Raw genomic sequence first — 25,141 nt, forward strand, 5'->3', positions numbered from 1 at the left:
GCGTGAAGGTCAGGAGTGTTCCAGCAGATTGTGCAGGTCGACGAACTGCTGGGTCAGTTTATGCCGAGGGTCGAGGTGGATCAGCGGCATGTTGGCCTGGTGCGACTCACGCATGCGCACCGAACTGCCCAGGTACACAGGCAACACCGGCAGGCCTTCGGCAATCAACTCATCGAGCATCTGCTGCGGCAGACTGGCCCGCGCCTGGAATTGGTTGACCACGATGCCTTCGACCTCCAGGCCTTCGTTGTGGTCTTCCTTCAATTCTTCGATCTCCGCCAGCAGGCCGTACAGCGCCTGACGGGAGAAACTGTCGCAATCAAAGGGAATCAACACACGATCGGCGGCGATCAACGCTGAAACCGCATAAAAGTTCAGGGCTGGCGGGGTGTCGAGGTAGATCCGGTCGTAGTCTTCGGCCAGTTCATCGAGCAATTTGCGCAGTTTGTTGATCTTGTGTTTGGCCTCAAGCTTGGGCTGCAGGTCGGCCAGTTCGGCCGTGGCCGTGATCACGTGCAGGTTGTCGAACGGGGTTTCATAGATATCCACCCGGTTCTTCTTCGAGAACGGCCCGGACGACAGGGTCTGCTTGAAGAAATCGGCAATCCCCATCGGAATGTCATCGCCGGTCAGGCCGGTGAGGTATTGAGTGGAGTTGGCCTGGGCATCGAGATCCACCAGCAGGGTGCGATAGCCCTCGCTGGCGCTGACCGCCGCCAGATTGCAGGCAATACTGGACTTACCCACGCCACCTTTCTGATTGAACACCACGCGCCGCATTGCAAAACCTCCGTGTATCAAAGAATGACCGAGTGTAGTAGGCCTCGATGCTGCTTAGCTACCTTGGCGGCAAACGGACTACAGAGTCAGCTGCAATCTCCTCGAATTAACCAGCGCGTTCCTCCATTGGCTGAAGACGTGACTGGCGGATTATCCCGACGAAAACCGCAGAATTGCCTCGCTGCCCATTACTTGAGAACGCTCACCATCTACTGAACAAAATGTAACCAGCATTTGCTACAAGCCAACAGCACCGGGATAATGCGCGACACTCGGCCGTCATGCCACGCCAGGTCAGTCCCTGATCGAAACGACTTACCGCGTCAAGCAAGCCCGCAGGGGCGGGAATAATTCAGTGATCACATTCAGCATCGCCCAATGGCGCGCCTGGGCCCCTGGGCTCGTAAGCGTGGACGACTGGCAAGCCTGGAGCCGCCGACCGGTGGTGCTCCCGGGTAGCGATGAAGCCCCCGACGTGTCCTTTCTTCCGGCCATGCAGCGCCGCCGCCTGAGCCGCCTGGCCCGCATGGCCTTCAGCGTCGGCTGGCCGCTGGCCGAAGGGCGCGAGCAACTGCCCTTGGTGTTCGTGTCCCGTCATGGCGAAACCCCGCGCACCTTCGAGATCCTCAGCGACCTGGCGGCCGAGCAACCGCTATCCCCTACCCAGTTCAGCCTGTCAGTACACAATGCGATCATCGGACTGTGGTCGATCATGCGCGGTGAAACCAGCGAAATGACCGCCCTGGCCGCCGCCGGCGACGGCCTCGAACATGGCGTGCTGGAAGCCGCCGCCCTGCTCGACGAAGGCGCACCGGCAGTGCTGCTGGTAGTGACCGAGGATCAGCCACCCCAGGCCTACTCGCCGTGGATCGACGACGTGCCGTTTCCCTACGCCGTCGGCTTGCTGCTGACCTCCGGTAAAGACTGGCAGCTGTCCCTGAACAGTGCAGCGGATCCGTTGTCCAACGCCCACTGGCCCCACGCGCTGAATCTGTTACCTGTGCTGCTCGGCCAGGAGACTTCTTGCCAACATGCCTGGAAAAATCGTGTATGGACCTGGCAACGCAATCCGTGACCGAAAAAAACCGCGACGCCTACTATTGGCGCCTGCTGGCGACGGCTGCCAGCTTTGCCCTGTTCGGGTTGGGCGGGCTGTGCCTGCGCCTGGTGGTTTTCCCGGTACTCGGTTGCCTGCCCGGGGATGCCCCGACCCACAGGCGGCGGGCTCGCGCGACGGTCAGCCGGCTGTTCTGGCTGTTTGTGCGGTTCATGGCCCGTACCGGCGTGCTGACCTATGACATCCAGGGCGCAGAACGCCTCGGTCGACCGGGGCAGATGATCATGGCCAATCACCCCTCGCTGATCGACGTGGTGTTTCTGATCGGCCTGGTGCCCCACGCCAATTGCGTGGTCAAGCAAAGCCTTTGGCAGAACCCCTTTACCCGCAGTCCGCTACGCTGCACCGAATACATCAGCAATGACGGCAGCATGGACATGCTCGATGCCGCCGCCGACGCGCTCAGGAGCGGGCAAACCCTGATCATCTTCCCGGAAGGCACACGCACCCAGCCCGGCCAACCACCGGTCTTGCACCGTGGAGGGGCGGCCATTGCCCTGCGAGGTGCGAGCATCCTCACCCCGGTGGTCATCAAGGTCAGCCCGACCACCCTGACCAAGGCCGAACCCTGGTACCGGATTCCCAAGCGCCGCGTGCATTTCAGTTTCCACGTGGGGGCCGATATAGACCCACAAGCCTTCGCCGCGATGGGGCCTGCGCCGCAGGCCTCGCGCAAGCTCAACGACTACTTGCATCATTACTTTATTAAGGAGCTCGCCCAAGATGAGCGAACTGCACCGTGAGATAAAACTGCTGATCATCGATTCCCTGGGCCTGGAGGATATCGGTGTCGATGACATTGACGATGAACAGACGCTCTTCGGCGAAGGCCTGGGCCTGGACTCCGTGGATGCCCTGGAGCTGGGCCTGGCCATCCAGAAAAAGTACGGCATCAAGATCGATGCCGACGCCAAGGACACCCGCAACCACTTCATCAATGTGGCGAGCCTTGCGGCCTTCGTCACGGCAAAACAGGCAGCTTGAGACCGGACCATGCAAACTCGTGACGATATTTTCAACACCTTGCGCGATGCCCTGGTCGAACTCTTTGAACTGGATCCGGCGCGCGTGAGCCTTGAATCCAATCTGTATCAGGACCTGGAGATCGACAGCATCGATGCCGTCGACCTGATCGACCACATCAAGCGCCAGACCGGCAAAAAGATTGCCGCCGAGGAATTCAAGTCGGTCCGCACGGTCAGTGATGTGGTCGAGGCGGTCTACCGTCTGGTTCAACCGACAGCATGAGCCCAGTGATCGGCCTAGGCCTGTTGCTCACAGGCCTGTTGTACCCCTTTGCGGTGTATTACGGCATGGCGCACTTCGCCCCTTGGCAATTCGCCCTGCTGCTGGGCAGCCTGTGGCTGGCCAGGGCCGTGACCGGCAAACGACGCCCTGGCGACGTGCTGATGGCCGCTGCGGTCCTGCTGTTTTGCCTGCTGCTGGCGCTGTTCGACAGCCCTGGCCTGCTGCGCTGGTACCCAGTGCTGATCAGCGCGCTGTTGCTGGGGCTGTTCGGCGCGAGCCTGAAGTACGGCCCGCCGATGGTCGAGCGCCTGGCGCGCCTGCGCGAGCCACAACTGCCGCAAAAAGCCATCCGCTATACCCGCCAAGTGACGATTGCCTGGTGCCTGTTTTTCCTGTGCAACGGCCTGTGTGCAGCCGCCCTGACCCTCTGGGCACCGCTGAGTTGGTGGGCGCTGTACACCGGGCTGATTTCCTACGTTTTGATCGGTCTGATGTTTGCCATCGAGTGGCTCATACGACAACGGGTACGAGACCACCCATGAACTGGATAAAACTTGAGCACCTGCTGCTCAAGACTCAAACACAACGGGCCGTGACCACCGCCCCGGCGCTCGACCATGCGCGCCTGTGCGAGCAGGCGCTGAGCCTGGCCGCCGGCCTGCAGACCCGCGGCGTTCAGCGCATTGCCGTGCACCTGGAAGACGCCGCCGACCTGGCCATCGCCCTGCTCGGCGCCTGGCGTGCCGGGGTCAGCGTATTGCTGCCCGCCGACCTGCAAGCCCAGACCCGTCAACGCTGGAGCCGCGAAGTCGAGCTGTGGCTGAGCGACCAGCCGGGTGATGCCTACCTGGCCGATCTGTGCGCCCCGCCACTGGCGGCCGCCGCCCTGGACCTTGATCGCTGCCAATTGAGCCTGTGCACCTCCGGCTCCAGTGGCGAACCCAAGCGCATCGACAAGTCCCTGCGCCAACTGGCCAACGAAGTCCAAGCCCTGGAGCAACTGTGGGGCGCGGACCTGGGCGACGCCTGCCTGATTGGCAGCGTCGCCACCCAGCACATCTACGGCCTGTTGTTTCGCGTGCTCTGGCCGCTGTGTGCCGGGCGCCCGTTCGTGCGCAAGCAACTGGCATTCCCCGAAGACCTGCAGCGTGCCAGCCGCGAACACCCGGCCTTTGCCTGGGTCGCCAGCCCGGCACTGCTCAAGCGCATGGGCGACAACCTCGACTGGCCGGCCCTGAGTGCCGTACGCCGGGTGTTTTCTTCCGGTGGTGCGTTACCCGGCGAAGCTGCGCAAACCCTGCATGACCGGCTGCAGCAATGGCCGACGGAAATTCTCGGCAGCTCGGAAACCGGTGGCATTGCCTGGCGTCAGGGGCACGAACCCTGGCAGCCCTTTACCGGCGTCCAGTTGCGCCAGGACAGCGACGGCGCCTTGCTGATCGCCTCGCCCTATCTGCCGCCCGGTCATGTCGAACACAGTGCCGATGCCGCCCGCATCGGCGCGGACGGTCGCTTCGAACTGCTGGGGCGCCTGGACCGGATCGTCAAACTGGAAGAAAAACGCATTTCCCTGCCCATGCTCGAGCAAGCCCTGGTGACCCACGACTGGGTCGCCGAAGCCCGCCTGGGCGTGGTCCAGGAAAACCGTGCCTCGCTCGGTGCCGTGCTGGTCCTCAGCGAAACGGGCCTGCATGCCTTGCGCAACATCGGTCGGCGCAACCTGACCCAGGCCCTGCGCGAACACCTCAACCAGCATTGCGAAACCCTGGCCCTGCCCCGCCGCTGGCGCTTGTTGCGACAACTGCCGATGAATGCCCAGGGCAAACTCGCGCAGAAAACCATCGATGCCCTGCTGCTGGCCCCACGCCCCAAGACTCCCGAGGTGCTGGAGCAGAGTGAAGACGAGGGTCAGTGGAGCCTGCAACTGGCCGTGCCCCCGGACCTGGCCTACTTCAGCGGCCACTTCCCCCTGGCGCCGGTGCTGCCGGGCGTGGTGCAGGTGGACTGGGCCTTGAAGCTGGGCCAGCAGTTGATGAACCTGCCGCAAAAGTTTGCCGGCATGGAAGTGCTCAAGTTCCAGCAACTGGTGCGTCCGGGCGATGAAATCCAGCTGCACCTGCGCTTCGACGCAACACGCGGCAAGCTGTACTTCACCTACCGCAATGCCACTGCCACCTGCTCCAGCGGGCGGATCCTGCTCGAGAGCGCAATTGATGCATAACCCTTGCGCGGTGATCCCGGTCTACAACCACGAAACCGCCATTGCCCGAGTGGTCGAGGCCCTGCTGGCCGCCGACTTGCCGTGCATCCTGGTGGACGATGCCAGCAGCCCGGCCTGCGCCTCAGTGCTGGATGCCCTCGGCCAACGGCCCAAGGTGTTTGTCTTGCGCCTGAGCGTCAACCAGGGCAAGGGCGGCGCGGTGATGCACGGCCTGCGCGAAGCCGCACGCCTGGGCTATAGCCATGCCCTGCAAGTGGACGCCGACGGCCAGCACGACCTGCAGGACGCCGCGCGATTCATCGCCTGCTCCAAAGCCCATCCCGAGGCGCTGGTCTGCGGTTACCCGCTGTACGACGCCAGCGTGCCCAAAGGCCGCCTGTATGCGCGCTACCTGACGCATGTGATGGTCTGGATCAACACCCTGTCGTTGCAGATCCGCGACTCCATGTGTGGCTATCGCGTCTATCCGCTGCCACCGACCCTGGCCCTGATCGACTCGGCCAACATCGGCCAGCGCATGGACTTCGACTCCGACATCCTGGTGCGCCTGGCCTGGCGCAACCAGCCCATGCTGTGGCTGCAAACCCGCGTCCACTACCCGCTGGACGGCGTTTCGCACTTTCGCCTGTTCCACGACAACGTGCTGATCACGCGCATGCACACCCGGCTGTTCTTCGGCATGCTACTGCGCTCGCCCGCACTGCTCTGGCGGCGGTGGCGCCGATGAGCGGCAACGCCGATAACAAGCACTGGGCCGACCGCGAGGAGCGCGGCAGCTTCTGGCTGATGAAATTCACCGCCGGCGCCGCCCGCTTGCTGGGCCGACGCGCATTGAGCCCGCTGCTGTATGGCATCGTCCTGTACTTTTTCCTGTTTGGACGCAATGCCCGCCAGAGCGCCTGGCAGTACCAGCAGCGCCTGGCCGACTGGAGCGGCCGCGACGACTTGCGCCCCAGTCATTGGCGGGTGTTTGGCCAGTTCATGGCCTTCGCCGACTCGATGCTCGACAAGCTCGACGTCTGGAACGGCAAGCTGAGCATCGAGCAGATAGAGATCAACGACCCGGCCCTGCTGCGCAATCAACTGCGCGGTAGCCGCGGGCAACTGCTGGTGGGCGCCCACCTGGGCAACCTTGAGGTTTGCCGCGCGCTGGCGGAGATCGGCGAGCGGGTCACCATGAACGTACTGGTGCACACCAAGCACGCAGAGCAGTTCAACCGCCTGCTGGGAGAAGCCGGAGCCACCAACCTGCGGCTGATCCAGGTCAGTGAGCTGGACCCGCTGACCATGCTGCAACTGCACGAGCGCCTGGAGCGTGGCGAATGGCTGGCAATCGCCGGTGACCGCGTGCCCCTGCACGGCGGGCGCAGCGTGACCGTGGACTTTCTCGGCCATCCGGCGGCGTTCCCCCAAGGCCCGTGGTTGCTGGCCGGCTTGCTGAAATGCCCGGTCAATCTGCTGCTGTGCCTGAAACAACCCGCGGGCCACTACCGCCTGACCCTCGAACCCTTCGCCGAGGCGATCCTGTGGAAACGCAGCGAGCGCGAGCAGGTCATTCATCAGTGGGCTTCCCGTTATGCCGAACGCCTGAGTCACTATTGCCTGCAAGCGCCCCAACAATGGTTCAACTTCTACCCTTTCTGGAAAGCCGATGACGACGCCCACGCTTGAGCCGGTAACCTTCGGCGAACTCCCCCTGCGCATCGAGGACGTGCTGGCCCTGGCCAACCGCCAGGCCCCTGCGCGGCTGCAAAGCGACAGTGCCTACCGCGAGCGCATCGCCAAGGGCGCCCGGTATCTCGACTCGTTGCTGGACAAGGAAGGCGTGATCTATGGCGTGACCACCGGTTACGGCGACTCCTGCGTGGTGGCGGTACCGCTGCACCACGTCGAGGCCCTGCCCCGTCACCTGTACACCTTTCACGGCTGCGGCCTGGGCCAACTGCTCGACGCCCAGGCCACCCGCGCCGTGCTTGCCGCACGCTTGCAGTCGCTGTGCCACGGCGTCTCCGGGGTGCGCGTGGAGTTGCTGGAGCGCCTGCAGGCGTTCCTCGACCAGGACATCCTGCCGCTGATCCCGCAGGAGGGTTCGGTGGGGGCCAGCGGCGACCTGACGCCCCTGTCCTACGTGGCCGCGACCCTGTCCGGCGAGCGTGAGGTGCTATGGCGCGGCGAGCGCCGCACCTCGGCCGAGGTCCACCGCGAGCTCGGCTGGCTACCGCTGGTGCTACGCCCCAAGGAAGCCCTGGCACTGATGAACGGCACCGCCGTGATGACCGGCCTGGCCTGCCTGGCCTTCGCCCGCGCCGACTACCTGCTGCAATTGGCCACGCGCATCACGGCGATGAACGTGGTCGCCCTGCAAGGCAACCCGGAGCACTTCGACGAGCGCCTGTTCGCCGCCAAGCCCCATCCGGGGCAGATGCAGGTCGCCGCCTGGCTGCGCAAGGACCTGGCGATCGACGCCCCCACCGCGCCCCTGCATCGCCTGCAGGACCGCTACTCGCTGCGCTGCGCGCCCCATGTGCTGGGTGTGCTGGCGGACAGCCTGAACTGGCTGCGCTCGTTCATCGAGATTGAACTCAACAGCGCCAACGACAATCCGATCATCGACGCCGAAGCCGAGCGCGTGCTGCACGGCGGGCACTTCTACGGCGGGCACATCGCCTTCGCCATGGACAGCCTGAAGAACCTGGTGGCCAACGTCGCCGACCTGCTCGACCGCCAGCTTGCCTTGCTGGTGGACGAACGCTACAACCATGGCCTGCCGAGCAACCTGTCGGGCGCCAGCACCGAGCGGGCCATGCTCAACCATGGCTTCAAGGCGGTGCAGATCGGCACCAGCGCCTGGACCGCCGAAGCGCTGAAAAACACCATGCCGGCCAGCGTGTTCTCGCGCTCCACCGAATGCCACAACCAGGACAAGGTGAGTATGGGCACCATTGCCGCCCGCGACGCGATTCGCGTGCTGGAACTGACCGAGCAGGTCGCTGCCGCCACCTTGCTCGCCGCCCAGCAAGGGGTCTGGCTACGCGGCCAGGCAGCCGACGCCCGGCCATTGCCGCCGGCACTGGCGGCCATGCACGCGGAACTGGCCAAGGACTTTGCTCCGGTGATCGAAGACCGCGCCCTGGAAGGCGAACTGCGCCTGTGCCTGCAACGGATCGGCGAACAACACTGGAGGCTGCATGCGTAGCAAAGGAGTGCTGCACCACGACACCCAGATCCTCGTGCCGTTCTTTGACGTCGACAGCATGCAGGTGGTCTGGCATGGCCACTACGTGAAGTACCTGGAAATCGCCCGCTGCGCCCTGCTCGACCGCCTGGGCCACAACTACAACGCGATGCACGATTGCGGCTACGCCTGGCCGGTGATCGACCTGCAGTTGCGCTACGTGCGCGGCGCCGTATTCGGCCAGACGCTCAACGTGCGTGCCAGCCTGGTGGAGTGGGAAAACCGCCTGAAGATCAACTACCTGATCACCGACCTCGCCAGCGGCGAGCGCCTGACCCGTGCCTGCACGGTGCAGGTCGCGGTCGACCTGGCCAGCCGCGAGATGCAACTGGCCTCGCCCAAAGTGTTTACCGACGCCGTCACGAGAGCCCTCGAATGATGCACACCCCCCCTGTAGGAGCGAGCTCGCTCGCGAAGGTCGTCAACGATAACGCTGCACGCCTGGTATTGCGACGCGTCCTCAGGTTCTTCGCGAGCAAGCTCGCTCCTACCGGAATGGGGGTATTACTGAGCTTCAGCGCACAGGCATTCGATCTGCAACAACTCAGCACTCAACTGGCCAAACCTGCGGTGATCCACGGCCAGTTCATTCAGGAAAAACACCTGCGCGCCCTGCCCCAGCCGTTGACCAGCCAGGGCACCTTCGTGCTGGCCAAGGATCACGGCTTGCTCTGGTTGCTCAAGACACCGCTGCAGCAGGACTACCGCATCAACGCCCAGGGCATCGCCCGGCGTGACGCCAACGGCTGGCACATGCTGCCGGGCAAAAGTGCCGGCGCCGAGCAGAACCGTTTGTTTCTTGCCGTGCTGCAAGGCGACAGCAGCGGCCTGCAACGGGATTTCGAACTGGCCCTCAGTGGCGATGCCCAGCGCTGGCACCTGACCCTGACCCCGCGCTCAGTGCTGCTCAAGCAAGTGTTCCAGCAAATCAACATCGAAGGCGGCGAACTGGTGCAACGCATCGAACTGCTGGAAACCCAGGGCGACAGCACCTTGCTGCGCATGCCGGACAGCACGGCCGATCAACCCCTAAGTGATGCGGAGCAACATGACTTTGCCCAGTGAACGCAGGCTGCCCTGGCTGTTCCTGGGCCTGCTGCTGGCGGTGCTCGCGCTCGGCGCCTGGCAATGGCGCGACGGCGCACCCGTGTCGGCCAACCTCATGGAGCTGGCACCCGGCACCACCCCCGACCCGCTGGAACTGCGCGCCGAACAGCGCATGCAGGAACCGCTGAATCGGGAAATCCTGGTACTGGTCGGCCACCCGCAGCGCAGCCAGGCCATCCAGATGACGCAGACCCTCGGCGCTCAATGGCAGGCCAGCGGCCTGTTCGAAAAGGTCCAGTGGGATCTGCAGGCCGACCTACCGGCCCTGCGCAGCCAACTGCTGCAAGGTCGCCTGGCCATGCTGTCGAAGACCGACCGCCAACAATTGGTGGAACAGCCCGACGCCTTTATCCAGCAACGCCTGCAAGCCCTGTTCGACCCCTTCAGCGGCTTCAGCCTGGTGCCCAGCCAGGACGACTGGCTGGGCCTGACCGGACGCATCCAGAACAGCCAACCGCAGCGTGGCGTCGTGCAACTGGACATCGGCAGCGGCGCATTGATTGCCGACGCCGACGGCAAGAGCTGGGTGTTGTTGCGGGCCCGCACCACCGGCAATGCCTTTGACATGCAACTGCCGCTGCAAGTGGCCGGGCTGCTCGAACGCAGCCGCGAACAGGCCGCCAAGGCTGACGTGCAACTGCTCGCAGCCAGCGGCCTGCTGTATGCCGCTGCCGGTCAGCAGCAAGCGACCCGGGAGATGACCTGGGTCGGCGGCGGCGCAACCCTGGGGATCCTGCTCCTGCTGTTGCTGGCTTTCCGCCGCTGGCGGGTACTGCTGGCGTTCGTCCCGGTGCTGGTGGGCATGCTGTTTGGCGCGGTGGCCTGTGTCGCGCTGTTTGGCCACATGCATGTGATGACCCTGGTGCTGGGCTCCAGCCTGATCGGCGTGGCGGTGGATTACCCACTGCATTACCTGTCCAAGAGCTGGAGCCTGAAACCCTGGCGCAGTTGGTCGGCCTTGCGCCTGACCTTGCCGGGACTGACCCTGAGCCTGATCACCAGTTGCATTGGCTACCTGGCCCTGGCCTGGACACCCTTCCCGGCCCTGACCCAGATCGCCGTGTTCTCGGCCGCCGGACTGCTCGGCGCCTACCTGTCGGCGGTGTGCCTGCTGCCGGCGCTGCTCAAGGGCCTGGAGCTGCACCCGGCGCAGTGGCCGCTGCGGGTCTGCGAAGGTTTGCTGAGCCTGCGCGAAGCCCTGCTCAGGCACCTGCGTCCCCCCGTGCTGCTCGCGCTGCTGCTTGCCTTCTGTGTCGGTGGCCTGTTGCAACTGCACACGCGCAACGACATTCGCCAATGGGTCGGAGCGCCGGCGCAACTCACCGAAGAGGCGCGGACCATCGCACAGATCACCGGCTTTCAGCCCACCAGTCAGTTTTTCCTGGTGCGGGCCGCCAACCAGGAGCAATTGCTCGAGCGCCAGAGCGCCTTGACTGAGCGCCTGGAGCAACTGGTCAACCTGGAAAGGCTCCAGGGTTTCCTGGCGCTCGATCAACTGGTCAGCGCCCCCAGCGTCCAGCAGCAGGTGCGCGAGGCGCTGGCCAAGCTGCCCCAGCACTGGCAACCCCTGCAGGCCCTCGGCGTCTCGAACGAGGCGCTGCAGGCAGAACTGGCGGCGCTGCAGGCGCTGCCGGTGCAGGACATCGACGCCGCCCTGCTGGGGCCGCTGGCAGAACCCTACCGCACCTTGTGGCTCGGCCCGAACGCCGAGGGCGTGGCGGCCATGGTCAGCCTGCAAGGTTTGAACGACCCGGCGTTGCTGCGGGTGCAGACCCAGGACTTGCCCGGTGTGGCACTGGTGGATCGCCTTGGTGACCTGAACCAGGTGTTCGCCGCCACGCAAATCAGCGCCGCCGAATTGAAGCTCGCGTCCTGCGTGCTGATCGTGCTGGTGCTGATCCTGCCTTTCGGCCTGGGCGGCGCCCTGCGCATCGTGCTCCTGCCGTTGCTGGCCGCCTTGTGCAGCCTGGCCAGCCTGGGCTGGCTGGGGCAACCCTTGACCCTGTTCAGCCTGTTCGGCCTGCTGTTGGTCACGGCGATCAGCGTCGACTACGCGATCCTGATGCGCGAACAGGTCGGTGGCGCGGCGGTGAGCCTGCTCGGCACCCTGCTGGCGGCGCTGACCACCTGGCTGTCGTTCGGCCTGCTGGCGGTGTCCAGCACCCCGGCGGTCAGCAACTTCGGCCTGGCGGTCAGCCTGGGCCTGGTGTTCAGCTTCATCCTCGCGCCGTGGGCGGGAAGCCAGGCCCACACCGCGCCACGCCGGGAGCTGGGAGCATGCTGATTGTCCTGTTCTGGCTCCTGGCCCTGGCGCTGTTCGCCGCGGCCACCTACGTCGGCCGACACCTGGGCCTGATTCCGATCGTCAGCCAATTGCTGCTGGCCACCTTCGGCCTGCCGTTGCTGATGTACTTCTGGATCGAACCGGGCTGGCAGCTCACGGGCGCCGAACTGATTGCCCCGGGGTGGCTGAAAAACCTCTACAGCCTGGGGTTTGCCTTGCTGCTGGGGCATATCCTCAGCGACGTGATCGACCTGCGCCTGGACCGCCAGAGCCTGAAAATCGCCCTGCCGAGTTTTTGCCTGCCCTTCGCCTGCGGCCTGGCCACGGCCATCTGGTTGCTGCCCGCGCAACCCTGGATCAGCTCCCTGGCTGTCGGCCTGCTGTTCGCCATCACCGCGATTCCGGTGCTGTACCTGTACCTGCGCCACATCGGTTATCCCGCAGCGGCGACCCGGCGCCTGGTGCAAACGGCGATCCTCATCGACCTGACCTGCTGGACCCTGTTCGCCGTGGCCCAGGGCAGCCTGCACCTGAGCAGCCTGTTACTGCCGTTGGCCGGGGCGTGCATGCCACTGCTCCTGCGCCTGCTCGGGCTGCGCCAGCCGCTGGTCTACAGCGCCGGCTTTTTTCTGCTGCTGGTGGCGGCCGAGCACTACAAGCTCAATGCACTGATCCTCGGCATCGGCTACCTGCTGTTGATGGCCAGTTTGAAGATCGCGCTGGTGCTGCCCCTGCCGGCGGTGTGGATGAACCGAGTGCAGACCTGGGTCGCCATCCCGCTGATCCTGACCTTCGGCATTGTGCAGATCGACGTGCACAGCGCCCTCGACAGCCTGGGCTGGCATCAGTTGCTGGCCCTGCTGCTGTTGCCGATCGCCAGCAAATTGCTCGGCAACTGGCTGGGCCTGGGCTGGGCCGGACTATCCTTTGCAGGCGCCAGCCGTTGGCGGGAATCGGTCCTGCTGAATATTCGCGGGTTGAGCGAGATCGTCTTTCTCAACCTGCTGCTGCAACAACACCTCATCAGTGGCGCGCTGTACTTCGCGCTGATGCTGATGGGTCTCGTCGCGACGCTACTGCCGGCTTTGCTCGGCATGCATCGCGCGCCCGGAAACAGCGCCGCTACGGCAAGGAGTCCACGTGCCAACCGTTGAAATCGAACAGCGTCAGGTTGTGATCATCGGTGCCGGCCCCTCGGGGGCCATTGCCGCCGCGCTGCTCAAGCGCAAGGGCCACGATGTGCTGGTCATCGAGCGCCAGCATTTCCCGCGATTCTCCATCGGCGAAAGCCTGCTGTGCCACTGCCTGGATTTCGTCGAAGAAGCCGGCATGCTTGATGCGGTCAACGCCGCCGGGTTCCAGTTGAAGAACGGCGCCGCTTTCGCCTGGGGCGAGCACTACAGCGCGTTCGATTTTGGTGACACCTTCAGCGCCGGCAAGCCGACCACCTTTCAGGTGCAGCGCGCCGACTTCGACAAGCTGCTGGCCGACCAGGCCGCCTTGCAAGGGGTGGAAATCCGCTACGGCGAGGCCATCGTCAGCGTCGATGTCGAGTGCCCGCGACCGCACCTGCAGGTACAACGCGAGGACGGCAGCCAGTACCCCGTGCAAGCCGCTTTCATCCTCGACGCCAGTGGCTATGGCCGCGTCCTGCCGCGCCTGCTCGACCTCGAAGTGGCGTCGAACTTTCCGCTGCGCCAGGCGGTGTTCACCCACGTGCAGGATCGGATCGACAGCCCGGCGTTCGAGCGCGAAAAAATCCTCATCACCACCCACCCGACCCAACGCGACATCTGGTTCTGGACCATCCCGTTCAGCAACGGCCGCTGCTCGGTCGGCGTGGTTGCGGCCGCCGAGCATTTCGTCGGGCGCAGCGACGACCTGGATGCGTGCCTGCGCGGCTTCATCGCCGAAACCCCGAGCCTGGCCGGGGTCCTGGAAAACGCTGTGTGGGACACCGAGGCCCGGACCATCGGCGGCTACTCGGCCAACGTCAAGACCCTGCACGGGCCGGGGTTTGCCCTGCTGGGCAATGCCGCGGAGTTTCTCGACCCGGTGTTTTCTTCCGGCGTGACCATCGCCATGCGCTCGGCGAGCATGGCCGCCGCCGTCCTGGATCGCCAGCTGCAAGGGCACAGCGTCGATTGGCAGCGCGAGTTCGCCGAGCCCCTCAAGCGCGGGGTCGATACCTTCCGCTGCTATGTCGAAGGCTGGTACAACGGCACCTTCCAGGATGTGATCTACCATCAGGGCGGCAACGCCGAGATCCGCCGCATGATCAGCGCGATCCTCGCCGGCTACGCCTGGGACGAACGTAATCCGTTTGTCAGCGAGGCCCGGCGCCGGCTGAAAATGATCTCGCAGCTCTGTGCCCGGGATGCCACATGAGCCAGCGTGACCTTGTCGCGCGCCTGATGCTGCTGGGCGCTGCCTTGCTGCTGAGCGCATGCGCCGGCCAGCCTCCCCTGCCCGCGGGGCAACCGACGCTGGCACTGCCGCTGCAATTGCACGTGCAACAATCCCAGGACCAGCAACGCCAGGACTGGGTGCTGGTGATCCAGCGTGAAGAACCCGGGATTCGCTGGTCGATGATGGACTTGCTGGGCATCCCCCAGGCGCGCCAGATACTGGTCAACGGCCAGTGGCAGGCTGACGGCCTGTTGCCGCCCAACCCGCAAGCCCGGGAACTGTTCGCCGCGCTGCTGTTTGCCCTGACGCCGCCAGACCAGTTGCAGGCCAACTACCCCACTGCCTGGCAGCATGGCGCACAACGTTCGCTGCCTACCCGCTGGGACGTACGTTATGACCAGCCCCTGAACTTTCAACTCAACCTGCCCCAAGGCCCGACCTATCAGGTCACGCCACTTCGCGGGGACACCCCATGACGGCCTACCTCAACACTCTCGGGCTGGTCTGCAGCCTCGGTCGCGGCCAGCAGGAGGTCGCGCGCAACCTGTTCGCCGGGGACGACTCGGGGATGCGGCTCGAGTCCGGCTGGGTGCCACAGCGCGTCCTGCCCGTGGCGGCAGTCCGGGGCGAACTGGCAGCGATTCCCGGTCACCTGCGCCAGCACGCCAGTCGCAACAACCAGTTGTTGCTGGAAGCGGCGCTGCAGATCCGTGCCGACATCGACCAGGTCATCCAGCGCTACGGAGCCCAGCGCATCGCCGTGGTCCTGGGCACCAGCACCTCGGGGATCGATGAAGCCAGCCAGGGCCTGGCCACCTACCTGCGGGACCAGCAATTCCCCGCGGACTATGACTATCGGCAGCAGGAACTCGGTGCCCCGGCGGACTTCCTCGCCGACTGGCTACAACTGCGCGGCCCGGCCTACGTGATTTCCACCGCCTGCACCTCCAGCGCCCGCGCCCTGATGAGCGCCCAGCGCCTGCTCGACCTGGACCTGTGCGACGCGGTGCTGTGCGGCGGCGTCGACAGCCTGTGCAAGCTGACGCTCAACGGTTTTTCGGCCCTGGAAGCGGTGTCCGGACAGCGCTGCAATCCGTTCTCCGTGAACCGCAATGGCATCAACATCGGCGAGGCGGCGGTGCTGTTCCTGATGACCCGTTGTGCCAATGACCAGCCGACGCTGGCCCTGCTCGGCGGCGGTGCGAGTTCCGATGCACACCATATTTCCGCCCCCGAGCCCTCCGGTCGCGGTGCCCGGCAAGCGATGCACAAGGCCCTGGCCCGTGCCGGCCTGCAGCCCGGGCAGATCAGCTACCTGAACCTGCACGGCACCGCCACCCAGCACAACGATGCGATGGAAAGCCAGGCCGTGGCCAGTCTGTTCCCGGCCGGCGTACCCTGTTCCTCGACCAAACCCCTGACCGGCCACACCCTGGGTGCCGCCGGGGCCCTGGAAGCGGCGTTCTGCTGGTTGAGCCTGAGCGCGGAAAACCCCGCCCACGCCCTGCCTCCTCACCTCTGGGACGGCCAGCCGGACCCAGGGCTGCCAGCGCTGCAGTGGGTGACCCCTGCCGATCGCCTGGCGTCCATTGGTCCGCGCTACCTGATGAGCAATTCCTTTGCCTTCGGTGGCAACAACGTCAGCCTGATTATCGGAGACGCACCATGATTGACTGGCCGCTCGCCGAACTGCTGCCCCACGCTGGCGACATGATCCTCATCGACCGGGTCCTGGGGTTCGACGAAGAACAGATTCACACCCAACTGACGGTCAAGCCCGACGGCCTGTTCAATCATCCGGACGGCAGCCTGCCGGCCTGGGTCGGTATCGAACTGATGGCCCAGAGCGTTGCCGCCTTTGCCGGTTGCCATGCCCGGCGCCGGGGCAATCCCGTGGAGCTGGGGTTCCTGCTTGGCACCCGCAAGTTCGAGTGCAACGTGGAGCACTTCCCGGCCGGCGCCGAGCTGACCATCCACGGGATCCGCTCCCTGGAAGACGACAACGGCATGGGCGTGTTCGAATGCCATATCCATGGCGCGGGCATTCACGCCAGCGCTCGCCTGAACGTGTTCCGCCCGCCCAAGGCGGCTCAATACCTCGATCAATCCAAGGAGTCCAGTGATGACTGAATTCGTACTGGTCACCGGCTCCAGCCGTGGCATCGGCCGCGCCATCGCCCTGCGCCTGGCCCAGGCCGGGCATGACATCGTGGTCCATTGCCGCAGCGGCCGCGCCGAGGCCGACGCGGTCCAGGCCGAGATCGAGGCCCTGGGCCGGCGCGCACGGGTCCTGCAATTCGACGTCGCCGACCGCGCCCGTTGCAAAGCCGTGCTGGAGGCCGATGTCGAGGCCCATGGCGCCTATTACGGCGTGGTGCTCAACGCCGGCCTGACCCGCGACGGTGCATTTCCCGCCCTGAGCGAAGAGGATTGGGACCAGGTCATGCGCACCAACCTCGACGGCTTCTACAACGTGCTGCACCCGGTGATGATGCCGATGATCCGCCGCCGCGCCGCCGGCCGGATTGTCTGCATCACGTCGGTGTCGGGCCTGATCGGCAATCGCGGGCAGGTCAACTACAGTGCGTCCAAGGCCGGCCTGATCGGTGCGGCAAAGGCATTGGCGATTGAGCTGGGCAAGCGCAAAATCACCGTCAACTGTGTCGCACCCGGCCTGATCGACACCGCCATGCTCGATGACCACGTGCCGGTGGAAGAACTGATGAAAATGATCCCCGCACAACGCCTGGGCACCCCGCAAGAGGTGGCCGGCGCGGTGAATTTCCTGATGTCGGCGGAAGCCTCGTACATCACCCGCCAGGTACTGGCCGTCAATGGAGGCCTGTGTTGATGAAGCGCGTCGTTGTCACCGGCATGGCCGGCATCACCTCCCTGGGTAACGACTGGGCAACCATCGCCGGCCACTTCAAGGCCAACCACAGCGGCATCCGGCGCATGCACGAGTGGGATCGGTTCACTGAGCTGAACACCCGGCTGGCCGGCCCCATCGATGACTTCAAGGTGCCGGCCCACTGGACCCGCAAACAGCTGCGAAGCATGGGGCGGGTGTCCCGGCTGGCGGTCGGCGCGGCCGAGCGGGCCCTGGCCGATGCCGGCTTGCTGGGTGACGAGTCGATCAAGGACGGACGCATGGGCGTGGCCTGCGGCTCATCCACCGGCAGCACCGACGAGATCAAGGCCTTCGGCAACATGCTGCTCAACTCGGTGGCCGAAGGGCTCAACGCCAACTCCTACGTGCGCATGATGCCCCACACCACGGCGGCCAATATCAGCATCTTTTTCGGCCTCACCGGACGCCTGATTCCCACGTCCAGCGCCTGCACCAGCGGCAGCCAGGGCATCGGCTACGCCTATGAAGCGATCAAGTTCGGACGCCTGCCGTTGATGCTCGCCGGCGGCGCCGAAGAGCTGTGCCCGACCGAGGCCATGGTGTTCGACGCGCTCTATGCCACCAGCCTGAAAAACGATGCCCCGCAATCCAGCCCACGGCCCTACGACACCGCGCGCGACGGCCTGGTGATCGGTGAGGGGGGTGGCATGCTGGTGCTCGAAGAGCTTGAGCACGCATTGGCCCGTGGTGCGCATATCCACGCCGAAGTCGTCGGTTTCGGCAGCAACGCCGACGGTCAACACACCACACGCCCGGAACAGAGCACCATGCGCCGGGCCATGGAGCTGGCGCTGGAAGACGCCGGCCTGGCGCCTTCGGCGATCGGCTACGTCAACGGTCATGGCACCGCCACCGAACAGGGCGATATCGCCGAGACCCTGGCCACCAGCAGCCTGTTCGGCAGCCGCATGCCCATCAGTTCGCAGAAAAGTTTCCTGGGCCACACCCTGGGCGCCTGCGGTGCCCTGGAGTCCTGGTTCAGCATTGAAATGCTCAACAGCGACGAATACGCCCACACCTTCAACCTCGACCACGTCGACCCCCAGTGCGGCGCCCTGGACTACCTGCGTGGCGAGTTCCGGCAGATGTGCAACCAGTACGTGATGAACAATAACTTTGCGTTTGGCGGGGTGAATACTTCGTTGATATTCAAGCGCTGGGCCTAGGTACTGCGCCTACAGTAGGGGGTCAGTCTTGAGGGTGAGGAGGTCGACAAACGCCTTGGCCATCGGCGACTTCTGGTCCTTGCGCTGGACCAGCCACACCGCCGACATGGCCAGGGGATCGAGCAGCGGGCGATAGACCACGCCGTCGATACGCATCCGCTGGTAGGACGCCGGCAATACCGATACACCCAGCCCCGCCGCCACCAGGCCGATGATGGTCATGGCCTCGCCGGCTTCCTGGGCAAAGTGCGGGCTGAAGCCGGCGTCACGTGCCAGGCTCAGTAACTGGGCGTACAGACCGCTGCCATAGCTGCGCGGAAAGAATACGAACGGTTCATGGGCCAGCGCCGACAGAAACAGGCCCTCCTCACTGCCCACCGACAACGGGTCCTTGGAACTGAGCACCGCCACCAGCGGCTCGCGGGTCAGTTCGACCACCTCCAGCGAGTCCGGCAGCGGCAAGGGCCGCATGATGCCGACCTGGATCGACTCGTCCACCAGGGCATCGGCGACCTGGGTGCTGCTCATTTCCCGCAGGTTCAGGTGCACGGCCGGGAAGCGCTGGCGAAAGGCAAAGATGGCTTGGGGGATGGTTGAGTTGAACGGCGCCGACGAGGTGAAGCCGATCTTCAGTTCGCCCAGTTCACCAAGCTGGGCCCGACGCGCCACGTCGGCCGCCTTGTCGACCTGGGCCAGCACCAGCCGGGCTTCTTCGAGAAACAGACGACCGGCTTCGCTGAGCTCGACCCGACGATTGGTGCGCTCGAACAGACGCGCGCCGACCTCCTGTTCCAGCACCTGGATCTGCTGGCTCAGCGGCGGCTGGGAGATGCCCAGCACCTGTGCTGCGCGGCCGAAATGCAGTTCTTCGGCGACAGCGATGAAGTAGCGCAGATGGCGCAATTCCATGAAAACTCCATTAGGTCGTAAAACCTCTTAAACAGGTCGAACAATATATTGGATAGAAACATTAGCCAGCTATATGCTTTTTTCATTGCCTGCCCGGCCGTGCACTCCTGAGGTCCCCCGTGAAAACTGCTGTTGCGCCACTTGCCCATGATCTTCCGCCTGCCCCACAGGCCCCCGGGGTCGCCCAACTGCACGAGGTGTACATCGAAAAAGGTACGCCGATGTTCCTGCGCACGGTGCTGGCGCTGTTCAGCGGCGGCTTCGCCACCTTTGCCTTGCTGTACTGCGTGCAGCCAATGATGCCGCTGTTCTCCCATGAGTTCTCGATCAACGCTGCGCAGAGCAGCCTGATCCTCTCGGTGTCCACCGGCATGCTCGCCATCGGCCTGTTGATCACCGGCCCACTCTCGGACCGCATCGGGCGCAAACCGGTGATGGTCGCAGCGTTGTTCGCCGCCGCGCTGTGCACCCTGGGCAGTGCGATGATGCCGACCTGGGAAGGCATCCTGCTGATGCGCGCGCTGACCGGCCTGGCCCTGAGCGGCCTGGCGGCGGTGGCCATGACCTACCTCAGTGAAGAGATCCATCCGCAGCACATCGGCCTGGCGATGGGCCTGTACATCGGCGGCAACGCCATTGGCGGCATGTGCGGCCGGCTGATTGTCGGGGTGCTGATCGACTTCGTCAGCTGGCACACGGCGATGCTGGTGATTGGCGGGCTGGCGTTGATCGCCGCGGCGGTGTTCTGGAAGATCCTCCCCGAATCACGCAACTTCCGCGCGCGCTCGCTGCACCCACGCAGTTTGCTCGATGGCTTCACCATGCATTTTCGCGACGCCGGCCTGCCGCTGCTGTTCCTCGAAGCCTTTGTGCTGATGGGCGCCTTCGTCACGCTGTTCAACTACATCGGCTACCGCTTGCTGGCCGCGCCGTACCACATGGACCAGGCCTTTGTCGGCCTGCTGTCGGTGGTGTACCTGTCGGGCATCTACAGCTCGGCGAAAATCGGCTCCCTGGCCGATCGCCTGGGGCGGCGCAAGGTGCTCTGGGGCACCATCGTGCTGATGCTGGGCGGATTGGCCGTGACCATGCTCAGCCCCCTGCCGCTGGTGATCATCGGCATGCTGATCTTCACCTTCGGCTTCTTCGGCGCGCATTCGGTGGCCAGCAGCTGGATCGGCCGCCGCGCCACCAAGGCCAAGGGCCAGGCATCGTCGCTGTACCTGTTCACCTACTACGCTGGGGGAAGCATCGCCGGTACGGTGGGTGGCGTGTTCTGGCACCAGGGCGGCTGGAACGGCATCGGGTTGTTCATCGGCACGCTGCTGGTGATTGCACTGCTGGTCGCATTGAAGCTGGCGAAGTTGCCGACCCTGGCGGAGAGCGCCAAGTCCTGACGCAAAAAAGGGCCGCATGGCGGCCCTTGGGTGGGAATACGGTCTTAGTTGAGGATTTCCACCTGATCGACATCGATCTCACGCTTGAGCAAGCCCTTTTCCACTTCACCGGTCAGCTTGACCTTGGTTTTGTCGTTGAAGGCGACCGCAGGCATGTCTTCATCATCGATTTCAACGGTGACCGTACCGCTGGAGTCCTTGAACTCGTATTTGTCGTCGTTGTTCAGCTTCTTCACCACAAAGCCCTGCAGGACGACAGGCGTGTCGTCAGCCGCTTCGTTGGCCGCGGCCACCGTGGTGATGGGCTCGGCACCCGGCCCGGTGTAACCGGCAGCCAGGACGGCAGTGCTGAACAGGGGGGCAACGAGCAGAGCGAGGTAGCGTGCTTTCATGGCGATGGTTCCATCTGGATTTCGATGGACCCAGCGTATACAGGCTCGCTGAATTGAAACTTAATCTGCGCGCAGGCACTGGCTTGCCTGCGAAAGCGCAATGTCTGATACGGCCCAGGCCCCATTCGCCAGCAAGCATCTGCCTACAGATCAGGCGCTGCTTGTATCCGCAGTTGAGCTTCCAGCCGCTTATCGCGTTTATCCAGTGTCAGCGACTGCACCAAGCCTCCCTCCAGTTCGGTGTGGTGAATCCAGCTCAATAGCGTTCGCGCATCACCACTCAAGGTCAGGCGCAAAACATCTTCCTGCACATCCAGTTGATGCAGGTCGAGGCCATCGGCAACGGCCCGCTCGCTGAGGCGCACCGCCAGGGGCTGCGTGTCATGGCCCCGGACATTGGGGGCCTGGGCACGGCTGACCTCGGCGGCCAGCACCAACCGCTGCTGGTACACCCGTTCGGCTATCGCCAATCGCGCCTGGGCCGGTTGCCACAATCCGACGAAAACCAGCACCGCCAGTAATACCAACCCCAGCGCACTCACGGCCTGTCGGTCGCGGGGCGCCAACCGTTGCCAGATCGATAAAACCGCCGCCGGTAATTTGGGTATCCGCACGTTCATGGCTGATGCTCCAGGGTCAGCAGTGCCTGGACCCCCTCGCGCACCTTGCTCGCGCCGCTCAGCCTGATCGGTAACTGACTGTTCTGCCCCCGCTCGCGCAGTTGCTCCAACTGAGCAAAACTGTCTGCGGTGAGTTGCAGCTTCCAGCCTTCCGTGAGGCGGTACTCAATGCGCTGCACATCCACGCTGCTGGCGCCGATGACCTGCTGGGTCAGTTTCAACAGGCGCGCAACCTGAGTGTCCTGTGTGTCCGCACGGCTGTGCTTTTGCAGGACCTTGAGCTGGGCGGACAGGTCGACGATGCGTGTTTGTTGTGGGTACAGGTCCCTGAAACGTTGCTCGCTCACGGCGTACAAACGCTGGGCCTGAGCTTCGAGAAAGCTACTGCGTGCCTGCATGAAACCCCACGCCAAGGTGAACATCATCAGGCTCGAGAATCCCGCCGCGGCCCAGGGAAACCGCCGATGCCGGCGCGCAAACTCGCCTTGCAACAGGTTGATCGGCTGTCTCTGCGTGCCCTGCCCATGCAGCGCCGGATAACCGTCCTCGAGCCAGCAGGTGATTTCGGGCAACCGCGGCCTGAGCAGCGCCAATTCAGGCGCCGACAGTGCAAGCCGCGCGGGCACCGCACCACCGATGAGCCAGCGGCCCAGCCACCACACGCCATAGGCCTGGTCATTGGGTAAGCGGTCGGCATCGACCTGTACCAAAGCCAGGGTGATCCCCAGCGGGGGCATCAACGCCAATACCTGTGCAAAGCGCTGCCGATTGACCACCCACAGCCCGTAGCGCCCCAGCCGGTCACGGGGCGCTAAACACAGGTGCAGGGTCTCGAGGTCTTCGCACAGTTGTTCTTCGATGGAGTAGGCAACGGTCCGCACATCGGGGCGGCGACGTGAGGGCCACGTTTCGGTCTGCAGCCAGCCACACATTTCCATCGGCAACACCAGGCCGACCGCCTGCCCCTGCAACTTGGGGGCGGCTTCGGCCAGCGTCAGCGCCAGTTGTTCACCCGATTCCGTGACCAGGCAGCAGGGCCATTGTGCCGAGGGTTCAGACAGGCCTTCGGCGCTGAGGTAAAGCCAGGAGGTCATCACGAGGACTCGCTTGTCAGTGGGTTCAAAAAACGTCGTTGCAGGACACTCGCCTGCCGGGTTTTGGCATCGAGTTCAACCTCGCTGACCAGGCGCAATCGAGCGGATCCGAAAGCAACGTCTACGGTGATGAGGAACCAGCGACTGCCCAGCCCCAGACCATGGCTGCCCAGCTCAAGCCCCGCAAGCAAAGGGTCTTCGACGAACGCCTGGACCGAGCGATAACCGTCCACAGGACGCTGCTGCACCAATGTGCGGGCCGTCGCGTCGTTGATGTCGGCAAGGGTCATTAGTTGCTGCATCGAGGCCGTATTGATATTCAGGCTCGCGTTCTTGGGCAGCAGTGCAATCATCGGCTGCAAATGGCGCAGCTCATCGGCCTCGACACCGGCTAGCGCCCGCAACTGACTGAGGTCGGTCAAGCCGGCGAGACCGGCCTGCGCAAGGTTTTCCAGGTGCTGATTGTGGATATTCAGTTGGGCCAGCAGGCGCATCCAGCGCGATAGCATCAAGTCGTCGACTTTGTTCGTGCTGATCAGCGACGTCAGGTTGAAACGTGCTGCCAGGTCTTCGATACGGATATGCAGCGTGCCACCGTCGAACTCAAGGGACGGTTGCGCCTTTGCCCAGTCCTGCGCCAGATTGACGTCAGGCGACGCCTGCAGGTCGGCGCTGCGCAAGCGCTGCAACGCCCAGCGTTCTGCGGCAAACCCGGCCTGACGCAACTGCACCTGGTACAGCTGTTGCGCGGTGCTTTTGACCACTAGCCGGTGGTTACGCAACATCGCACTGGTGAGCAGCAGCGCCAGGCTCATGACCAGCAGCACGCTGATCAATGCCACGCCCTGTTGCCGACTCACGATGCGCTCCCCGGTAGTAGCAGGACCCGGCGAATCTGCTCGAAACGCGCCGTCGAGAAGGTCAGCTCCAGCGCCTGTGGCCGATCCACCGGTTGTCCCGCAGCGGCCGGCCAGTCACTGCGCCAGCCGAGCTTGCCATCGTAGAGCCGCCAACGCAGTTCAAGCACGTCGTCCAACAGCTTCTGGCGCTGCGCGACAGGGTGTTCCACACCCAGACTTTCGCGCCACAACGTGCCTTGGTCGAGGCGATAGGTGACGTTCTGCAGCTCGCTACGCGGCTGATCCAACGGGTTGCGCCAGTTACCGCGTTGCAACTGCAAAACGCCTTGCTCAAGCACCAGCGGATGCACAGTCACCTGCAACACATCCCGCTCGATCACCGCGACGGCCCGGAGCAAGGTGCGCATGTACTGCTCATGGTTTGCACCGCTGCGCTCGGCACGGACCACGCCATCGAACAAGCGCCAACTGGCCAACCCCAGCACGGCGAAAATCGCCATGGCGATCACCAGCTCAAGCAAGGTGAAGCCCTGCTGCCTAGTGGTCACGGGCATCGATCCAGCCAGTGGCACGATGCACCACGCGGTTGTTGTCGGCCCGGCTGACGCTGACCTCGACCTCGAGCAATCCGGAATCGATCGCGGGCCTGACGACCTGATCCAAACGCCACTCACGCCGGTCGAAGTGCCGCCTCACATGCTCGCGCGCAGTGGCCGGTACAGCCCCCACCTGCAATTCGCTCAGATGGTTGTCCACCAGCCAAACGCCACACAACTGCTCCTCCAGCCGAGCGTTTTGTTTGAGCGCATATTGCCCGGCGGCAATGACGGCAGCCGCCAGCGTGGCAAACACCACCAGGGCGATCATGATCTCCAGCAAGGTAAAGCCACGGTGTTTTCGGCGCGTCGGGCGAGGCTTGCGCTTACTCATCCAGCACCGCCTCGTTCAAGCCATCGCTAGACAAGCTGATCAGCGATCGCTTATCGGCCCGCAGGTGCAAGGTGAAGGCTGTGCTTTCATCGCTGCTGAGCAGCAACAATTGCGGCTGTTCCCCGGCAGTGCTCAAGCTCGGAATCTGTCCTGGCAGCTCCAGGTGCAGCTCAAATCCCTGGGGCAAACGATAGACACTTCCAACCGGGCGCCAGCCCTGTCCCTCGAGGCTAAGCACCTGATAGCTGTCAGGCGCCAGGCGCAGACCGAACTCACGCCCTTCCAACACCGCCTGCTGACGCAGCGTGTGCAGCACCTGGATCAGTGTGTTGGCCTCCTGTCGGGCCAAGCGCGCGGGGGTACTACCGGTGGCCAGCCCAACCATGCCCAGCAGCACGCCCACCAGCACCATGACCACCATCAGTTCGAGCAGGGTAAAACCCCGGCATGCCTGGCGCATC

General features: G+C 64.4%; 29 protein-coding genes. 20 read left to right on the plus strand and 9 right to left on the minus strand.

Annotation, left to right across the window (positions count from 1 at the left end):
* Positions 1 to 9: 9 nt before the first annotated feature.
* Positions 10 to 780, minus strand: a complete 771-nt coding sequence (locus Q1W70_RS08095) for a ParA family protein (protein WP_166592758.1) — start codon at positions 778 to 780, stop codon at positions 10 to 12.
* Positions 781 to 1,135: 355 nt separating this feature from the next.
* Between Q1W70_RS08095 and Q1W70_RS08100 the strand changes: the two genes are divergently transcribed.
* Genes Q1W70_RS08100 through Q1W70_RS08190 form a run of 19 tightly spaced genes read left to right on the plus strand, consistent with a single transcriptional unit; the run spans position 1,136 to position 18,478 of the window.
* Positions 1,136 to 1,855, plus strand: coding sequence for a beta-ketoacyl synthase chain length factor (locus Q1W70_RS08100; RefSeq protein WP_182343204.1), 720 nt, complete (start codon positions 1,136 to 1,138; stop codon positions 1,853 to 1,855).
* Positions 1,831 to 2,640, plus strand: coding sequence for a lysophospholipid acyltransferase family protein (locus Q1W70_RS08105; protein ID WP_166592760.1), 810 nt, complete (start codon positions 1,831 to 1,833; stop codon positions 2,638 to 2,640). Before Q1W70_RS08100 ends, Q1W70_RS08105 begins: the two co-directional genes overlap by 25 nt.
* Complete coding sequence (locus tag Q1W70_RS08110) at positions 2,621 to 2,881, plus strand: phosphopantetheine-binding protein (RefSeq protein ID WP_166592761.1); 261 nt, start codon at positions 2,621 to 2,623, stop codon at positions 2,879 to 2,881. Before Q1W70_RS08105 ends, Q1W70_RS08110 begins: the two co-directional genes overlap by 20 nt.
* 9 nt (positions 2,882 to 2,890) lie before the next feature.
* Positions 2,891 to 3,145, plus strand: a complete 255-nt coding sequence (locus Q1W70_RS08115; protein WP_182343202.1) for an acyl carrier protein — start codon at positions 2,891 to 2,893, stop codon at positions 3,143 to 3,145.
* Positions 3,142 to 3,687 (plus strand): COG4648 family protein, encoded by a 546-nt coding sequence (locus Q1W70_RS08120; protein ID WP_302098748.1) that lies wholly within the window; start codon positions 3,142 to 3,144, stop codon positions 3,685 to 3,687. The genes Q1W70_RS08115 and Q1W70_RS08120 overlap by 4 nt, the downstream gene beginning before the upstream one ends.
* The gene (locus Q1W70_RS08125; RefSeq protein ID WP_302098749.1) at positions 3,684 to 5,366 is read left to right on the plus strand and encodes an acyl-CoA synthetase family protein; all 1,683 of its coding nucleotides are present in this window, start codon (positions 3,684 to 3,686) and stop codon (positions 5,364 to 5,366) included. The genes Q1W70_RS08120 and Q1W70_RS08125 overlap by 4 nt, the downstream gene beginning before the upstream one ends.
* Entirely contained in the window at positions 5,359 to 6,093 is a 735-nt protein-coding gene (locus Q1W70_RS08130) for a glycosyltransferase family 2 protein (protein WP_302098750.1), read from the plus strand. Before Q1W70_RS08125 ends, Q1W70_RS08130 begins: the two co-directional genes overlap by 8 nt.
* Positions 6,090 to 7,037 carry a lysophospholipid acyltransferase family protein gene (locus Q1W70_RS08135; RefSeq protein WP_166592765.1) on the plus strand — a complete coding sequence of 316 codons (948 nt, stop codon included), beginning with the start codon at positions 6,090 to 6,092 and terminating at the stop codon, positions 7,035 to 7,037. The genes Q1W70_RS08130 and Q1W70_RS08135 overlap by 4 nt, the downstream gene beginning before the upstream one ends.
* A complete protein-coding gene (locus tag Q1W70_RS08140; protein WP_302098751.1) occupies positions 7,018 to 8,562 on the plus strand; it encodes an HAL/PAL/TAL family ammonia-lyase in 1,545 nt (514 codons plus the stop codon). Before Q1W70_RS08135 ends, Q1W70_RS08140 begins: the two co-directional genes overlap by 20 nt.
* On the plus strand, positions 8,555 to 8,980 hold the full coding sequence (locus tag Q1W70_RS08145) for an acyl-CoA thioesterase (protein WP_166592767.1): 426 nt from the start codon (positions 8,555 to 8,557) through the stop codon (positions 8,978 to 8,980). Before Q1W70_RS08140 ends, Q1W70_RS08145 begins: the two co-directional genes overlap by 8 nt.
* Positions 8,977 to 9,666: an outer membrane lipoprotein carrier protein LolA gene (locus Q1W70_RS08150; protein ID WP_166592768.1), complete on the plus strand. Its 690-nt coding sequence runs from the start codon at positions 8,977 to 8,979 to the stop codon at positions 9,664 to 9,666. Before Q1W70_RS08145 ends, Q1W70_RS08150 begins: the two co-directional genes overlap by 4 nt.
* Positions 9,650 to 11,992: an MMPL family transporter gene (locus tag Q1W70_RS08155; protein WP_302098752.1), complete on the plus strand. Its 2,343-nt coding sequence runs from the start codon at positions 9,650 to 9,652 to the stop codon at positions 11,990 to 11,992. Before Q1W70_RS08150 ends, Q1W70_RS08155 begins: the two co-directional genes overlap by 17 nt.
* The gene (locus Q1W70_RS08160) at positions 11,986 to 13,146 is read left to right on the plus strand and encodes a cation:proton antiporter (RefSeq protein WP_166592104.1); all 1,161 of its coding nucleotides are present in this window, start codon (positions 11,986 to 11,988) and stop codon (positions 13,144 to 13,146) included. Before Q1W70_RS08155 ends, Q1W70_RS08160 begins: the two co-directional genes overlap by 7 nt.
* Positions 13,133 to 14,380 (plus strand): NAD(P)/FAD-dependent oxidoreductase, encoded by a 1,248-nt coding sequence (locus tag Q1W70_RS08165; protein WP_166592103.1) that lies wholly within the window; start codon positions 13,133 to 13,135, stop codon positions 14,378 to 14,380. Before Q1W70_RS08160 ends, Q1W70_RS08165 begins: the two co-directional genes overlap by 14 nt.
* Complete coding sequence (locus Q1W70_RS08170) at positions 14,377 to 14,877, plus strand: DUF3261 domain-containing protein (RefSeq protein WP_166592102.1); 501 nt, start codon at positions 14,377 to 14,379, stop codon at positions 14,875 to 14,877. The genes Q1W70_RS08165 and Q1W70_RS08170 overlap by 4 nt, the downstream gene beginning before the upstream one ends.
* The gene (locus Q1W70_RS08175; protein WP_166592101.1) at positions 14,874 to 16,070 is read left to right on the plus strand and encodes a beta-ketoacyl-[acyl-carrier-protein] synthase family protein; all 1,197 of its coding nucleotides are present in this window, start codon (positions 14,874 to 14,876) and stop codon (positions 16,068 to 16,070) included. The genes Q1W70_RS08170 and Q1W70_RS08175 overlap by 4 nt, the downstream gene beginning before the upstream one ends.
* The gene (locus Q1W70_RS08180; RefSeq protein WP_166592100.1) at positions 16,067 to 16,531 is read left to right on the plus strand and encodes a hotdog family protein; all 465 of its coding nucleotides are present in this window, start codon (positions 16,067 to 16,069) and stop codon (positions 16,529 to 16,531) included. Before Q1W70_RS08175 ends, Q1W70_RS08180 begins: the two co-directional genes overlap by 4 nt.
* Positions 16,524 to 17,252 carry a 3-oxoacyl-ACP reductase FabG gene (gene fabG / locus Q1W70_RS08185; protein WP_166592099.1) on the plus strand — a complete coding sequence of 243 codons (729 nt, stop codon included), beginning with the start codon at positions 16,524 to 16,526 and terminating at the stop codon, positions 17,250 to 17,252. The genes Q1W70_RS08180 and fabG overlap by 8 nt, the downstream gene beginning before the upstream one ends.
* Positions 17,252 to 18,478 carry a beta-ketoacyl-ACP synthase gene (locus Q1W70_RS08190; RefSeq protein ID WP_166592098.1) on the plus strand — a complete coding sequence of 409 codons (1,227 nt, stop codon included), beginning with the start codon at positions 17,252 to 17,254 and terminating at the stop codon, positions 18,476 to 18,478. The genes fabG and Q1W70_RS08190 overlap by 1 nt, the downstream gene beginning before the upstream one ends.
* A 9-nt stretch (positions 18,479 to 18,487) precedes the next feature.
* Here the strand turns inward: Q1W70_RS08190 and Q1W70_RS08195 are convergent, their stop codons facing one another.
* Positions 18,488 to 19,387 (minus strand): LysR family transcriptional regulator, encoded by a 900-nt coding sequence (locus tag Q1W70_RS08195; RefSeq protein WP_166592097.1) that lies wholly within the window; start codon positions 19,385 to 19,387, stop codon positions 18,488 to 18,490.
* A gap of 119 nt (positions 19,388 to 19,506) precedes the next feature.
* Here Q1W70_RS08195 and Q1W70_RS08200 point away from each other — a divergent pair, with 119 nt between their 5' ends.
* A complete protein-coding gene (locus Q1W70_RS08200; protein WP_265537078.1) occupies positions 19,507 to 20,784 on the plus strand; it encodes an MFS transporter in 1,278 nt (425 codons plus the stop codon).
* A 44-nt stretch (positions 20,785 to 20,828) separates the two neighbouring features.
* Here the strand turns inward: Q1W70_RS08200 and Q1W70_RS08205 are convergent, their stop codons facing one another.
* The 7 genes from Q1W70_RS08205 to gspH form a co-directional block, all read right to left on the minus strand.
* Positions 20,829 to 21,176 carry a YgiW/YdeI family stress tolerance OB fold protein gene (locus Q1W70_RS08205; RefSeq protein WP_166592096.1) on the minus strand — a complete coding sequence of 116 codons (348 nt, stop codon included), beginning with the start codon at positions 21,174 to 21,176 and terminating at the stop codon, positions 20,829 to 20,831.
* A 143-nt stretch (positions 21,177 to 21,319) separates the two neighbouring features.
* A complete protein-coding gene (locus Q1W70_RS08210; RefSeq protein ID WP_166592095.1) occupies positions 21,320 to 21,796 on the minus strand; it encodes a type II secretion system protein M in 477 nt (158 codons plus the stop codon).
* On the minus strand, positions 21,793 to 22,890 hold the full coding sequence (gene gspL / locus Q1W70_RS08215; protein ID WP_166592094.1) for a type II secretion system protein GspL: 1,098 nt from the start codon (positions 22,888 to 22,890) through the stop codon (positions 21,793 to 21,795). The genes Q1W70_RS08210 and gspL overlap by 4 nt, the downstream gene beginning before the upstream one ends.
* Entirely contained in the window at positions 22,890 to 23,750 is an 861-nt protein-coding gene (locus Q1W70_RS08220; protein WP_322740471.1) for a type II secretion system protein GspK, read from the minus strand. Before Q1W70_RS08220 ends, gspL begins: the two co-directional genes overlap by 1 nt.
* The gene (locus Q1W70_RS08225) at positions 23,747 to 24,298 is read right to left on the minus strand and encodes a type II secretion system protein GspJ (protein WP_232534578.1); all 552 of its coding nucleotides are present in this window, start codon (positions 24,296 to 24,298) and stop codon (positions 23,747 to 23,749) included. Before Q1W70_RS08225 ends, Q1W70_RS08220 begins: the two co-directional genes overlap by 4 nt.
* Positions 24,288 to 24,680 (minus strand): type II secretion system minor pseudopilin GspI, encoded by a 393-nt coding sequence (gspI, locus tag Q1W70_RS08230; protein WP_166592092.1) that lies wholly within the window; start codon positions 24,678 to 24,680, stop codon positions 24,288 to 24,290. Before gspI ends, Q1W70_RS08225 begins: the two co-directional genes overlap by 11 nt.
* Complete coding sequence (gene gspH, locus Q1W70_RS08235) at positions 24,673 to 25,140, minus strand: type II secretion system minor pseudopilin GspH (RefSeq protein WP_166592091.1); 468 nt, start codon at positions 25,138 to 25,140, stop codon at positions 24,673 to 24,675. Before gspH ends, gspI begins: the two co-directional genes overlap by 8 nt.
* Position 25,141 lies beyond the last annotated feature (1 nt).

Origin of the sequence: Pseudomonas kielensis (assembly GCF_030505375.1) — a bacterium.
GTDB classification, from domain to species: Bacteria; Pseudomonadota; Gammaproteobacteria; order Pseudomonadales; family Pseudomonadaceae; genus Aquipseudomonas; species Aquipseudomonas kielensis.

Excerpts from the sequence above, each read along its gene's own strand:
- Q1W70_RS08160 (WP_166592104.1), top strand. The coding sequence starts at position 11,986 with ATGCTGATTGTCCTGTTCTGGCTCCTGGCCCTGGCGCTGTTCGCCGCG.
- Q1W70_RS08170 (WP_166592102.1), top strand. The coding sequence starts at position 14,377 with ATGAGCCAGCGTGACCTTGTCGCGCGCCTGATGCTGCTGGGCGCTGCC.
- Q1W70_RS08145 (WP_166592767.1), top strand. The coding sequence starts at position 8,555 with ATGCGTAGCAAAGGAGTGCTGCACCACGACACCCAGATCCTCGTGCCG.
- gspH (WP_166592091.1), bottom strand. The coding sequence starts at position 25,140 with ATGCGCCAGGCATGCCGGGGTTTTACCCTGCTCGAACTGATGGTGGTC.
- gspL (WP_166592094.1), bottom strand. The coding sequence starts at position 22,890 with ATGACCTCCTGGCTTTACCTCAGCGCCGAAGGCCTGTCTGAACCCTCG.
- Q1W70_RS08180 (WP_166592100.1), top strand. The coding sequence starts at position 16,067 with ATGATTGACTGGCCGCTCGCCGAACTGCTGCCCCACGCTGGCGACATG.
- Q1W70_RS08195 (WP_166592097.1), bottom strand. The coding sequence starts at position 19,387 with ATGGAATTGCGCCATCTGCGCTACTTCATCGCTGTCGCCGAAGAACTG.
- Q1W70_RS08190 (WP_166592098.1), top strand. The coding sequence starts at position 17,252 with ATGAAGCGCGTCGTTGTCACCGGCATGGCCGGCATCACCTCCCTGGGT.
- Q1W70_RS08125 (WP_302098749.1), top strand. The coding sequence starts at position 3,684 with ATGAACTGGATAAAACTTGAGCACCTGCTGCTCAAGACTCAAACACAA.
- Q1W70_RS08210 (WP_166592095.1), bottom strand. The coding sequence starts at position 21,796 with ATGAACGTGCGGATACCCAAATTACCGGCGGCGGTTTTATCGATCTGG.
- Q1W70_RS08140 (WP_302098751.1), top strand. The coding sequence starts at position 7,018 with ATGACGACGCCCACGCTTGAGCCGGTAACCTTCGGCGAACTCCCCCTG.
- Q1W70_RS08155 (WP_302098752.1), top strand. The coding sequence starts at position 9,650 with ATGACTTTGCCCAGTGAACGCAGGCTGCCCTGGCTGTTCCTGGGCCTG.
- gspI (WP_166592092.1), bottom strand. The coding sequence starts at position 24,680 with ATGAGTAAGCGCAAGCCTCGCCCGACGCGCCGAAAACACCGTGGCTTT.
- Q1W70_RS08130 (WP_302098750.1), top strand. The coding sequence starts at position 5,359 with ATGCATAACCCTTGCGCGGTGATCCCGGTCTACAACCACGAAACCGCC.
- Q1W70_RS08175 (WP_166592101.1), top strand. The coding sequence starts at position 14,874 with ATGACGGCCTACCTCAACACTCTCGGGCTGGTCTGCAGCCTCGGTCGC.
- Q1W70_RS08105 (WP_166592760.1), top strand. The coding sequence starts at position 1,831 with ATGGACCTGGCAACGCAATCCGTGACCGAAAAAAACCGCGACGCCTAC.
- Q1W70_RS08135 (WP_166592765.1), top strand. The coding sequence starts at position 6,090 with ATGAGCGGCAACGCCGATAACAAGCACTGGGCCGACCGCGAGGAGCGC.
- Q1W70_RS08115 (WP_182343202.1), top strand. The coding sequence starts at position 2,891 with ATGCAAACTCGTGACGATATTTTCAACACCTTGCGCGATGCCCTGGTC.
- Q1W70_RS08120 (WP_302098748.1), top strand. The coding sequence starts at position 3,142 with ATGAGCCCAGTGATCGGCCTAGGCCTGTTGCTCACAGGCCTGTTGTAC.
- Q1W70_RS08110 (WP_166592761.1), top strand. The coding sequence starts at position 2,621 with ATGAGCGAACTGCACCGTGAGATAAAACTGCTGATCATCGATTCCCTG.
- Q1W70_RS08150 (WP_166592768.1), top strand. The coding sequence starts at position 8,977 with ATGATGCACACCCCCCCTGTAGGAGCGAGCTCGCTCGCGAAGGTCGTC.
- Q1W70_RS08205 (WP_166592096.1), bottom strand. The coding sequence starts at position 21,176 with ATGAAAGCACGCTACCTCGCTCTGCTCGTTGCCCCCCTGTTCAGCACT.
- fabG (WP_166592099.1), top strand. The coding sequence starts at position 16,524 with ATGACTGAATTCGTACTGGTCACCGGCTCCAGCCGTGGCATCGGCCGC.
- Q1W70_RS08095 (WP_166592758.1), bottom strand. The coding sequence starts at position 780 with ATGCGGCGCGTGGTGTTCAATCAGAAAGGTGGCGTGGGTAAGTCCAGT.